An 11,690-nucleotide genomic window follows, 5' to 3' on the forward strand; every position below is an offset into this window, starting at 1 on the left:
TTAAATTGAAACACAGATCATCAGATTTTTATCCTTTAATTTTCTTTGTTGGAGTTTCTGTTTTTTTGTCTAATCCTCTTTTTCTCAAAAGCGGTTCCACGCTTGGTTCAGCCCCACGGAATCGTTTGTACAAAACCATTGGGTCTTCGGTTCCTCCTTTTTCAAGGACATTTTTACGGAATAGTTTTGCTTTTTCTGGATTGAAAAGTGTCGTAGTTTTAAATGCTTCAAAAGCATCGGTATCCAAAACGCCTGACCAGATGTAACTATAATATCCTGAAGAATAGCCTCCTGAAAAAACATGCTGGAAATAAGTCGTTCTGTATCTTGGAATAATTGCGTCTATCAATCCAATTTTTTTCATGGAATTTTTCTCGAAACTGTTGGCGTCAAGCGTAATTGGTTTCGTTTGAGAATGATAATCCATGTCTAAAAATGACGCAGCTAAATATTCTATCGTTGCAAAGCCTTGGTCGAAAGTTCCTGATTTTTGCAGTTTTTGGATTAATGCATCTGGAATAACTTCGCCGGTTTTATAATGTTTTGCATACATTTTCAAAACTTCTGGCTCGGCGGCCCAATTTTCCATTACTTGTGATGGCAATTCTACAAAATCCCTCGGAACACTTGTTCCTGCAAGGCTTTTGTAAGTTACGTTCGATAATAATCCGTGTAAAGCGTGGCCAAATTCGTGGAAAAACGTTGTCACTTCATCAAAAGTCAATAACGCCGGCGTGTCGCCCGTTGGTTTTGTAAAGTTGCAAACTATTGAAATTACTGGCGCTTTTCTTTCACCATTTACCGTTTTTTGGCTTCGGTATGAAGTCATCCAAGCGCCGCCTCTTTTTGAAGCTCTTGGAAAAAAATCCATGTATAAAATCCCGACGTGGGTTCCGTCAGCTTCGGTTACTTCCCAAACGGTAACTTCTTCGTGGTATTTTGGAACATCGTTTAATTGCTTGAATTTTAAGCCGTATAATTTTTCCGTTACCTGAAAAACGCCGCCTCTTACATTTTCCAAACTAAAATATGGTTTCAATTCTTGCTCGTCTAAATCAAAACGTTGCTTCCTTATTTTTTCAGTGTAATATCTCCAATCATATGCTTTTATCTTGTCTTTGATTCCGTCTTTGTCCATCATTTTTTGAATGTCGGAAGCTTCTTTTTTAGCAATTTCCAAAGCTGGTTTCCATAAATCATTCAAGAGTTTAGCCACATTTTCTGGATTTTTAGCCATTGATTCTTCCAAAACATAATCAGAATGTGATTTGTAGCCTAACAATATCGCCTTTTCACCACGAAGATTTGCCAGTTTTATCGCGTTTTCTTTGTTATCAAATTCATCATCGTTATTGGCTCTTGTTTGATACGCATTCCAAATTTCTTGACGTAATTTTCTGTTCGAACTGTATTGCAAAAACGGCATTACGCTGGAATTGGAAAGCGTAAAAATCCATTTCCCGTCTTTGCCTTTGGCTTTAGCATCTTCCGCGGCAGCGTTAATTAATTCTTTCGGCAAACCTGACAAATCCATTTTATCTGAAATTACCAATTCGTATTTATTAGTTTCGGCTAGAATATTTTGTCCGTATTTTAAAGCTGTAATTGAAAGTTCTGCATTGATTTTGCGCAATTTATCTTTGTCAGCGCTTGATAAATTGGCGCCGCTTCTGACAAAAGCTTTATGAAGATTTTCTAAGATTTTCGCTTGTTCTAAATTAAAATTCAAAGATTCTCTTTTGTCCCAAACGGCTTTAATTCTTGCAAATAACTTTTCGTTTAAATAAATATTATCGTTATGCGCAGCTAAATTTGGAGAAAGTTCTTTAGCGATCTTCTGAAGTTCATCATTAGTATTTGCTCCATTTAAATTGGAAAAAACAATATTTACGTTGGATAATAATTCGCCCGAATTTTCAATTGCCAAAATTGTATTCTCGAAATTTGGTGCTTCGGGATTATTTATAATCGCATCAACTTCCGCTTCTTTCTTATTAATTCCTTCTAAAATTGCCGGCTTGAAATGTTCGGTTTTAATCTTGTCAAAAGGTGGCACGTCAAACGGCGTGTTGTAAGCCTGAAAAAATGGATTCATAGATTTTTTGTTTTCTTGTGCTTCAATTGTCAGCATATTGGTAATTGCCAACAAAATAAAAATGGACTTTTTTCTCATCTCAAATTGTATTGAAATGTAAATTTAAAGGAAATGCTTAAATGACAGAAAATCTCCGATGATTTATTTTAAAGATATCTTCAAAATCAGGTTTAACCTTTTTTTTTCATTTTACGGAAAACCGTAAAGAATTGAATCTGCTGATTATTAGGTTTGCCTTTAATTTCTAAACAAATAAATTATGAGCTTTAAAAATCAATTCAGATTTACCTTATCATTATCTAAATTAAAACGAAGTAGCATTGTTTTAATAATAACATTTGCTTTATCATCATGTTCAACCACAAAGTATTTTCAAGTTTATAAAACATCGGCTGAAAATGCTATAAGTGATGACAATCACATAAATTTTGAAGACGCAAATTGCAAAGTTATCTATGATTTATGGTCAGAAGGAGGAAACATTGGCTTCACTATTTACAATAAAAGTAATGCAGATTTGACCATTAATCTTGACAAATCCTTTTTTATATTAAATGGAAATGCAAGCGATTATTATCAAAATCGAGTGTTCACAAAAACGAATAATTCGGTTATTGGCCATTCTGTTTCTGCATTTTATTGGTACAATTTTAGAAACTCTGTCTCTTCATCAACATCTTCTGGTTATTCCACAGCTTACAATGAAAAACAGAATATTATCATTCCTGCAAATTCTTCAAAGCATATCGTTGAATACTTAATCAATAATGAATATTTCAAAAGCTGTGATCTTAAAAAATTTCCTTCAAGGAAAGAAATTTCGCCCATAAACTTCTCTAAAAGTTCTTCTCCTTTTGTTTTTAAAAATACGATTGATTATACCTTAAACGGAAAATCATTTATAATTTCAAATAATTTTTACGTTTCTGAAATTGTAAATATTCCAAATGCAGAAATGTTTCAAAGGACAAAATTGAATGATTGCGACAAAACAAAAACAGTTGATTATCCAAAATTTAAAAATGCAAACAGTTTTTATGTAGAGTATACTAAGGACAATAATTCAACCGAAAAGCACTAAAATAGCGTAGTTCTCGTTGATAAATTATTTTTTTATTGAAAGAGCAATAATCATAATTCTGTGGCTATTGCTCTTTTTTTTAATTTTTATGCATAAAAAAAGCTCCTCAAATTGAGAAGCTTTTCAGTGCGGATAATAGGACTCGAACCTACACACCTTGCGGCACCAGATCCTAAGTCTGGCGTGTCTACCAATTTCACCATATCCGCAGTAGACCTTTGAAAACAACTATTGCTGTTATCGAGGTGCAAATATAGTCATAGTTTTGAACTTTCAAATAAAAAAATTAAAAAAAATTAAAATATTCTTTTTCGTATTTTTGGCAGACAACATTTCAAAAAACCATTTATGGATTCTATAAAAGATTATGTACAAAAAAACAAGGAACGTTTCCTTAACGAACTTATTGATTTACTGAAGATTCCGTCTGTGAGCGCTGATTCTGCTTACTCACAAGACGTAATTGATACTGCAAATGCCGTAAAAGAAAGCCTTGAAAAAGCAGGCTGTGATTTCGTGGAAATTTGTGATACTCCAGGTTATCCGATCGTTTATGGCGAGAAAATTATCGACCCAAATCTTCCAACGGTTTTGGTGTACGGACATTATGATGTGCAACCGCCAGATCCTTTAGAATTGTGGACTTCTCCTCCATTTGAGCCGGTGATCAAAAAGACAGATTTACATCCTGACGGAGCAATTTTTGCTCGTGGCGCGTGCGATGACAAAGGCCAGATGTACATGCACGTGAAGGCATTGGAATATATGGTTCAAACCAATAATCTCCCTTGCAACGTAAAGTTTATGATTGAAGGCGAAGAAGAAGTTGGCTCGGCAAGTTTAAGCTGGTTTGTGGAAAGAAACCAAGAAAAGTTGAAAAACGACGTGATTTTGATTTCTGATACCGGAATGATTTCCAATACACAACCGTCAATTACCACAGGTTTGCGCGGTTTGAGCTATGTGGAAGTAGAAGTTACTGGTCCAAATCGTGACTTGCATTCTGGTTTGTACGGAGGTGCTGTTGCAAATCCTATTAATATTTTGGCAAAAATGATTGCGTCGCTTCACGATGAAAACAATCACATCACAATTCCTGGATTTTATGACAAAGTCGAAGAACTTTCTACCGAAGAAAGAGCTGAAATGGCAAAAGCGCCGTTTTCTTTAGAAGCTTATAAAAAATCATTGGACTTAAATGATATCTACGGAGAAAAGGGATATACGACGAACGAAAGAAACTCAATCCGACCAACTTTAGATGTAAACGGAATTTGGGGCGGTTACACTGGCGAAGGTGCAAAAACAGTGATTGCGAGCAAAGCTTTTGCTAAGATTTCGATGCGTTTAGTCCCGAATCAAGATTGGCATGACATTACAGAATTGTTTACAAAACACTTCAAAAGCATTGCTCCGAGTGGCGTGACGGTTAAAGTAAAACCACATCACGGAGGCCAAGGTTATGTGACGCCGATTGACAGCATTGGTTATCAAGCGGCTGCAAAAGCGTACAATGAAAGCTTTGGTGTTCAGCCAATTCCGGTTCGTTCTGGAGGAAGTATTCCAATTGTGGCTTTGTTTGAAAAAGAATTGAAATCAAAAACAATTTTGATGGGATTTGGCTTGGATTCAGATGCAATTCACTCTCCAAACGAGCATTTTGGGGTGTTTAATTACTTAAAAGGAATCGAAACCATTCCGTTGTTTTATAAATATTTTGTGGAACTTTCAAAGTAGTAAAACCAATGAATATTTTTTTCAACGTAACTAAAATTACCTTTTTCATTGTTTTTTTTAACTTCAATTTTAATTGTCAAGCCCAAGCTGTAGATTCAATTTCAGTAAATCAAAAAGAAACTGAGGATAAAAAAACTCAATCAACAGTCCAAACACTCCCCGAATTTCCTGGAGGCATGATGGGATTTGCAGCATATGTGTCTAAAAATTACAAAGTACCTGCTACCTTTTCAGGATCTGGAACTATCTATGTAAGTTTTATTGTCGAGAAAGACGGAAGCCTGAGCGACATTAAAGTATTACGTGATTTGGGGTATGGAACCGGTGAAGAGGCGGTTAGAATTATCAAGGCTACTCCAAAATGGAAACCTGGAATGCAAGATGGAACACCTGTTCGAGTTGCCTACAATCTGCCAATAAAACTTAATAAAAAATGATATACAATCCGTTCAGCAATGAGCGGATTTTTTTTTGGGCGTTCCCAATTTACCATTAATCTGCAAAATAAGAACCTAAGTGCAAAATTGGGGCAGGCTGTCCGCTGTATCTTTTGTGGAATCCCGAAGTGTCGGGATTCCACAAAAGGATGCCGCTCCCATCCTTAACGCTACATCACCACAAAAAGAAATTTCTTAAAAAAAATTGCTCTACATTTGTAGAATTGAATTTTTATTCTACATTTGTAGAATGATTTATTCGAAACCAAAAGTTTTCGCTATTCTTTTTCTAATCGTATTTAATTTTTCAAGTTGTAAAATCAACCAAGTTAAAAACAATGAGCGCCATGGAAAATGGATTGATTACAACTCTGTTGAGAACGTAAATTACAAATCAGTCGGGAGGTTCAACAAAGGAATTGAAAAAGGCACGCATCGGCAATTTGCCAATAAAAAATTACACCGAAAAGAAAAATATAAAAACGGAATCTGCAAAACAACCTATTATTATCCAAACGGAAAAATTATGTCTCAAGGAAACACGCAACTTGATTTAACCGAAAAAGAAATGCATTGGTATTATCAAGGCGATTGGAAATTTTATGACGAACAAGGAAATCTGTTCGGAATTAGCACTTATGATCAAGGAAATTTAATAAATCAAACAGAAATAAAAACAAAATAAAATGCAACTATCGAATTCAGAAGAACAATTAATGCAACACCTTTGGAAACTTGAAAAAGCATTCATGAAAGATTTATTGGAAGCTTATCCAGAGCCAAAACCAGCAGCAACAACGGTTGCCACATTATTAAAAAGAATGATTGACAAAAATTTTGTGGCTTATAACGAATTTGGGAATTCTCGTGAATATTTCCCTTTGGTAAAAAAAACCGATTATTTCTCAAAACACGTCAACGGATTAATCAAGAATTTCTTTAATAATTCAGCTTCACAATTTGCCTCTTTTTTTACGACGGAAACCAATTTGACTCAAAATGAATTGGAAGAACTTCAGAAAATTATCGATAAAGAACTTCAAAAAAAGAAAAAATGATGGACTTTTTAATAAAATCTTCGGTGTGTTTGCTTCTGCTTTTAAGCATCTACCAACTTTTCTTAGAACAAGAAAAAATGAGTATTTTCAATCGGTTTTACCTTTTGGGAAGCTTGATTTTCTCCTTGGCGATTCCGTTTATTTCTTTTGAAATCCAAATCGAAGCGATCAAAACGGTCAACCTGAATGCTATTGAAATCTTTCCTTCATCTTCAGTCATTGCTGAAAAGAAAACCAATTATTTACCGATTTCCCTCTGGACCATTTATGGAATTATCACTTCTATTTTTGCCTTTCGGTTTTGCAGAAATTGTTATGTGTTTTTCAGAAAAATAAATTCAAATCCAACGCAGAAATTTGAAGGCGCAACTTTGATTTTGGTTGAAGAAAAAATCCTACCGCATACGTTTCTGAATTACATTTTCATCAACAAAAATGATTACGAAAACAGAAAAATTGAAGGCGAATTATTTACGCACGAATTAACGCACGTTCGCCAGAAACATACACTTGACGTGTTATTCATCGAAATTTTGAAAACCATATTTTGGTTCAATCCTTTACTGATTTTCTACAAAAAAGCAATCCAGTTAAACCACGAATTTCTTGCAGATGAAAAAGTGGTGATATCCTATAATAACGTTCCGTTTTACCAAAGTTTACTTTTGGAAAAAGCATCTTGGAACAGCAACTTTTACTTGGCCAGTAATTTGAATTTTTTAGTAACCAAAAAACGATTAATTATGATGACAAAAACCACGTCACAGTCGAGAGCTTTGCTCAAAAAACTAGCAGTAGTCCCAGTTTTAGCAGGATTAGTTTTTATTTCTTGTTCTGAAAATGTAGGCGATAAAACTCCAGCGGAAGCAAAAGTTGTGGAAGTTAAACCAGGCGAAAAGGTAGAACCAAATACATTACCGGAAACCGACATTTACACAAGTGTTGAAACCTTGCCAGAATTTCCGGGTGGTTTAGAAGCCTTTGGAAAATATGTTCAGAAAGAATTTAAAATTCCAGAAGATTTCGTGGGAGAAGGTAATGTTTTAGTAAGCTTTATAGTAGAAACCGATGGAAGTCTTTCGGACATAAAAGTGATAAAAGATTTGGGCTTTGGAACAAAAGAAGAAGCTTTAAGAATGATGAGCAAATCTCCTAAATGGTCGCCCGGAATCCAAGATGGCAAACCTGTTCGAGTGGCTTATAATCTGCCGATTCGATTAAAGATTACATAATAATTTTCTAAAATCCGTTCAGAAATGAGCGGATTTTTTTTGTACCTAAATCAAAACATATCAACGATTTATACCAAAATTAAAAATCTGGCGTTATCTTTGCAAACATCATCAATCATCACCCGCGGGACACGTTTCTCACGCACAAATCATCAATCATCATGTTAAAACAATTCTTCATCCTGTGTTCTGGAGCTGACAGAAAGCTTCTTGACACTTGTTCTGATGGCGAACAAACAAAATTCGCCGGCATTGGAGCCACCGTTTTTTTTACCGCCATTATGGCTTTTATCGCCAGCGCTTATGCCCTTTTTACGGTATTTGACAGCATTTATCCCGCCATTTTCTTCGGATTGGTTTGGGGATTTTTAATCTTCAATCTCGACCGGTTTATTGTCTCCACAATTAAAAAAAGAGACAGCTTCTCAGCAGAATTTCTTCAGGCTACGCCGAGGATTGCTTTGGCGATTATTATTGCGATTGTAATTTCTAAACCGTTGGAAATTAAAATTTTTGAGAAGGAAATCAACACGGTTTTATTGAAAGAAAAAAATGCGATGGCCTTGAACAACAAAAAGGAAATTGCCACGTATTTCAAAACCGACTTAGACAAAAACAAAGCACAAATTGACAGCTTAAAATCAGAAGTTGTTAAAAAAGAAAAGGAAGTAAATGCGCTTTACACAACGTACATCACCGAAGCGGAAGGAACTGCGGGAACTAAAAAATTAGGCAAAGGTCCGGTTTTTAAGGAAAAAATCGCCAAACACGATTTGGCGAAGACCGAATTAGACACCTTACGAAAAACCAATCTCGTTAAAATCGCCGAGTTAGAAAAAACCTCCAAAACGTTACAAGCAGATTTAGATAAAAAAGTAACTGAAACCCAACCTATTATTGATGGTTTTGATGGCTTGATGGCTCGAATTAATGCTTTAAATAGTTTGCCCTGGTTGCCGTCGTTTTTTATTATGTTGTTGTTTTTAGCCATTGAAACCTCTCCGATTATAGCCAAATTACTTTCTCCAAAAGGCGAATATGATTTTAAATTGGAAGATTTGGAAACCGCGTTTAAAGCGACTATCAATCAAGACAAATACCAACGCGAATTATTGGTTAAAACAAGCGCTCAAATGCACGACAAGGTTTATGAAGACATTGCTTCCGACAGGGAATTGTATAATTTACAACGAAAAAACGCTACTGAATTATTAGAACTTCAATCGAAAAATTTTGTAGAAAAACAGAAAAAGACGTTTAGCTAATATTAATTTGAAGATATAGCCCGATTTTGAATTTCTAGCATCATCTATATTAAATTGTTTTCGATATAACGTCTAATTAAAATCAATAGATGATTTATTCAGTGGCAAGCCAATCACTTCAAAAAAAACTTAATTGTCTTGAAAACTGAACTATTGGTTACGAATTTTTAATGTGAATTTCTTAGATGGAAAACTGATTAAATTCAATTTTAGATTCAACTTGGATATTATTTTAATGAATCTGACAAGATAAAAAGGAATATTTTAATAAGGAATAACAGTGAAAAATAAAAAAAGCCACGCAGAACATAATCTGCGTGGCTTTTTAATTTATCAAGGCTGGATATCTTTTAAAGTATCTTGATTCAATGCATTCACAATCGAGATCATTTCTGTTTACTGCAAAAAAAATCCCCATCANGAAGAAAGATATTCAAGGAGATAGAGCATTTAGAGATAAAAATAATAATGTTATATGGCTTGATAAAAACGCAGAAAAAATCCCAAATTCTGATAAAGGAGGAAAACCAAAAGAAGCAGAAAAACGATACACATATAAGTATTCCATTTATGACGTTGAGGCATTTGATGGCAAACTAATTGAAGACCGATTATTTTATCTAAATTCAAATGGTTTAAATATTAGAGAAAGTGAAGCTAACTATAATGATTTTGTAAAACAATTAAATTTTATTTTTAAAAAATATGAAATTAATACCTGTATAAGGCGAATTCATTTTCTTGCACAAGTTTATGTAGAAACATTAAAATTAAGCACTACGTATGAAGCTAATCCTAGTTCTAGTGTTTCAGGAGGAGATTATTATAGAGGACGTGGAATAAAACAGTTAACACACGATTATAATTATTTACAATATTATGATTACAGAAAGCAGACAAATTTTTATAAATCATATATGTTAAATCGTCTTAATATTCCAATAAATAACCCACAAGAAACAGTTGAAAATTTTAATATAAGAACAAATAATCAATTTATTCCTGTAGATAAAATGGAGGAAGTCAATTCTTTAACAAAATTAATTTCCACAGAAATAGCTTACGCTTGTGATTCTTCAGCTTGGTATTGGTGGGCTAAAAAAATAAATAAATATGCCGATGAAGACAACTTCTTTAAAGTTTCCGCAATGGTAAATAATCCAAAGGCTCCAAATTCAGAAAGCATTAATGGATATGATGAAAGGGAGAAATATTATAATTTGTTAAAAAATGTATTTGACTATGAAAACTGTAAGTAGTTTACTATTCATTTTATTGATATTAAGCTGTAGAGATAAAAAAAATGATATAATTCAAAACAGAAATGTTTCAATCATTGATTACCAAGCTGATTCAGTTTACTATAAAATTGATGTTATTAATGATGGAGAAAAAGAATTATTTTTAGTAACAAATAATTATGCTGTGGGAGATTCTATAATTGGAGGAATTAGTAACTATAATAATCATAAAAAAGGATATAACCTTATTAATGAAAATCCTGATTTAAAAAAACTATCTGTTTATATTTTAAGTAGAATTTTTTATATTGAAGACAATCAATCAACTCAAATTGCAAAAATATCAAATAGAGATGATGAATTTAATTATTTAATTTTAAAGCAAGGGTATTTTATGGAACCAGCTATTATAGATGGAAAAAGGATTAGTGGGGGATATTTAAGAATACAAGAAATATCGGATTATCAATTAGGAGGTAAATATCTAAATCTAGTTTATTACAAAAACAAGTGGATAGTTTTCACAAAAGAAATAGATAATCCCACAAAAGGGCTACCTGCATATTGCCAAGGATATTGCGTGGATACGCTATTTATTGATAACGATTTAAACAAGGGTAGTTTTAACGAGTTTTTTTATTCAAGTGGTTATTGCAAATGTTTTGAAACTAAAAACTGATTTAAAAAATCAAGATAAACGTATTTTGAATTATTAAACAAATTTTTGATTATGAAAACTGCAAATAGGATAATTATTCTTCTATTTATTACACTAACATCGTGTAATCAAAGAGAAAATTTTAATCTCGGAGAGAAAAAAAATTCAAAAGCATTCATTGTAGATTTTGATGCTGATAGTGTTTATTACAGGTTGAATGTTGGACATGAAAACGAGAATTACTATCAGGATGAAAAACTAAACTTACTATACTTAGTGACGAGAGAAGTTTACGTTGATGATATAAATTTTGGAGCGTTTAATAATGAAACAAGCTTGTCCAAGGCAGAAAATTATTCAAAAGAAAACGGAAGAAATGTTTATTTAGTTACTAAAATTTCTATAAAAAAAACAGACGAAACTTATGAGGATGTGTGGGATTATAAAAATAAAATAGATTTTAATGAAAATGGATATGGCCTTTTTACCATCAAAATATTTTTGGAAGAATCTTGTGCAGAATACAAGGGAAATATTCAAAGCCGTTTACATATTAATTTCAAAACAATTGACTATGATGATGGATATAAACTTTATACCTTAAATTATATTTTTGAAAACAAAAATTGGCAATTAGTGTCACGAGAACGTGTTTGTACCATACCTAATGATATAAACCGTGAAGAAATAGGATATTGTATAGACACGATAAATAATAATTGCAAAAAATTTGGCAATAAATTTAATTTAACTTATGAAGATGTATTTAAATTAAGTAATACAGAATGTAATTAAAACAAATCTTTTGCAGATAATAGAAATATAAATTCACCAATAAAGTATTTAGATATTTATACTTCTACTCTACGAAAGCTATTAAAGAATG

Annotated in this window: 10 protein-coding genes and 1 tRNA gene; 9 read left to right on the forward strand and 2 right to left on the reverse strand. The window is 32.9% G+C overall.

Annotation, left to right across the window (positions count from 1 at the left end):
* Positions 1–28 precede the first annotated feature (28 nt).
* Positions 29–2,173, reverse strand: a complete 2,145-nt coding sequence (locus ACFPVY_RS10705; protein ID WP_379791990.1) for a M3 family metallopeptidase — start codon at positions 2,171–2,173, stop codon at positions 29–31.
* A 181-nt stretch (positions 2,174–2,354) separates the two neighbouring features.
* Between ACFPVY_RS10705 and ACFPVY_RS10710 the strand changes: the two genes are divergently transcribed.
* On the forward strand, positions 2,355–3,176 hold the full coding sequence (locus tag ACFPVY_RS10710) for a hypothetical protein (RefSeq protein ID WP_379791991.1): 822 nt from the start codon (positions 2,355–2,357) through the stop codon (positions 3,174–3,176).
* A 127-nt stretch (positions 3,177–3,303) separates the two neighbouring features.
* On the opposite strand, the gene ACFPVY_RS10715 is transcribed toward ACFPVY_RS10710, so the two are convergent.
* Positions 3,304–3,385, reverse strand: a tRNA-Leu gene (locus ACFPVY_RS10715).
* A gap of 139 nt (positions 3,386–3,524) precedes the next feature.
* On the opposite strand from ACFPVY_RS10715, the gene ACFPVY_RS10720 reads away from it, so the two are divergent.
* The 8 genes from ACFPVY_RS10720 to ACFPVY_RS10755 all read left to right on the forward strand — a co-directional run bounded on the left by ACFPVY_RS10720 (position 3,525) and on the right by ACFPVY_RS10755 (position 11,599).
* Positions 3,525–4,913 carry a dipeptidase gene (locus ACFPVY_RS10720; RefSeq protein WP_379791992.1) on the forward strand — a complete coding sequence of 463 codons (1,389 nt, stop codon included), beginning with the start codon at positions 3,525–3,527 and terminating at the stop codon, positions 4,911–4,913.
* A gap of 8 nt (positions 4,914–4,921) precedes the next feature.
* Positions 4,922–5,350, forward strand: a complete 429-nt coding sequence (locus tag ACFPVY_RS10725) for an energy transducer TonB (RefSeq protein ID WP_379791993.1) — start codon at positions 4,922–4,924, stop codon at positions 5,348–5,350.
* 250 nt (positions 5,351–5,600) lie between these two features.
* Positions 5,601–6,035 (forward strand): toxin-antitoxin system YwqK family antitoxin, encoded by a 435-nt coding sequence (locus tag ACFPVY_RS10730; RefSeq protein WP_379791994.1) that lies wholly within the window; start codon positions 5,601–5,603, stop codon positions 6,033–6,035.
* Between the two features lies 1 nt (position 6,036).
* Positions 6,037–6,408, forward strand: coding sequence for a BlaI/MecI/CopY family transcriptional regulator (locus ACFPVY_RS10735; protein WP_379791995.1), 372 nt, complete (start codon positions 6,037–6,039; stop codon positions 6,406–6,408).
* Positions 6,405–7,640, forward strand: a complete 1,236-nt coding sequence (locus tag ACFPVY_RS10740) for a M56 family metallopeptidase (RefSeq protein ID WP_379791997.1) — start codon at positions 6,405–6,407, stop codon at positions 7,638–7,640. The genes ACFPVY_RS10735 and ACFPVY_RS10740 overlap by 4 nt, the downstream gene beginning before the upstream one ends.
* Before the next feature lie 161 nt (positions 7,641–7,801).
* Complete coding sequence (locus ACFPVY_RS10745; RefSeq protein WP_379791998.1) at positions 7,802–8,905, forward strand: DUF4407 domain-containing protein; 1,104 nt, start codon at positions 7,802–7,804, stop codon at positions 8,903–8,905.
* 1,242 nt (positions 8,906–10,147) lie between these two features.
* Complete coding sequence (locus ACFPVY_RS10750) at positions 10,148–10,825, forward strand: hypothetical protein (RefSeq protein ID WP_379791999.1); 678 nt, start codon at positions 10,148–10,150, stop codon at positions 10,823–10,825.
* Positions 10,826–10,876: 51 nt separating this feature from the next.
* Positions 10,877–11,599, forward strand: coding sequence for a hypothetical protein (locus tag ACFPVY_RS10755; RefSeq protein ID WP_379792001.1), 723 nt, complete (start codon positions 10,877–10,879; stop codon positions 11,597–11,599).
* The last annotated feature ends 91 nt before the right edge of the window (positions 11,600–11,690 follow it).

Origin of the sequence: Flavobacterium qiangtangense, from assembly GCF_042658345.1 — a bacterium.
Classification (GTDB): Bacteria; Bacteroidota; Bacteroidia; order Flavobacteriales; family Flavobacteriaceae; genus Flavobacterium; species Flavobacterium qiangtangense.

Excerpts from the sequence above, each read along its gene's own strand:
- ACFPVY_RS10705 (WP_379791990.1), bottom strand. The coding sequence starts at position 2,173 with ATGAGAAAAAAGTCCATTTTTATTTTGTTGGCAATTACCAATATGCTG.
- ACFPVY_RS10710 (WP_379791991.1), top strand. The coding sequence starts at position 2,355 with ATGAGCTTTAAAAATCAATTCAGATTTACCTTATCATTATCTAAATTA.
- ACFPVY_RS10720 (WP_379791992.1), top strand. The coding sequence starts at position 3,525 with ATGGATTCTATAAAAGATTATGTACAAAAAAACAAGGAACGTTTCCTT.
- ACFPVY_RS10725 (WP_379791993.1), top strand. The coding sequence starts at position 4,922 with ATGAATATTTTTTTCAACGTAACTAAAATTACCTTTTTCATTGTTTTT.
- ACFPVY_RS10730 (WP_379791994.1), top strand. The coding sequence starts at position 5,601 with ATGATTTATTCGAAACCAAAAGTTTTCGCTATTCTTTTTCTAATCGTA.
- ACFPVY_RS10735 (WP_379791995.1), top strand. The coding sequence starts at position 6,037 with ATGCAACTATCGAATTCAGAAGAACAATTAATGCAACACCTTTGGAAA.
- ACFPVY_RS10740 (WP_379791997.1), top strand. The coding sequence starts at position 6,405 with ATGATGGACTTTTTAATAAAATCTTCGGTGTGTTTGCTTCTGCTTTTA.
- ACFPVY_RS10745 (WP_379791998.1), top strand. The coding sequence starts at position 7,802 with ATGTTAAAACAATTCTTCATCCTGTGTTCTGGAGCTGACAGAAAGCTT.
- ACFPVY_RS10750 (WP_379791999.1), top strand. The coding sequence starts at position 10,148 with ATGAAAACTGTAAGTAGTTTACTATTCATTTTATTGATATTAAGCTGT.
- ACFPVY_RS10755 (WP_379792001.1), top strand. The coding sequence starts at position 10,877 with ATGAAAACTGCAAATAGGATAATTATTCTTCTATTTATTACACTAACA.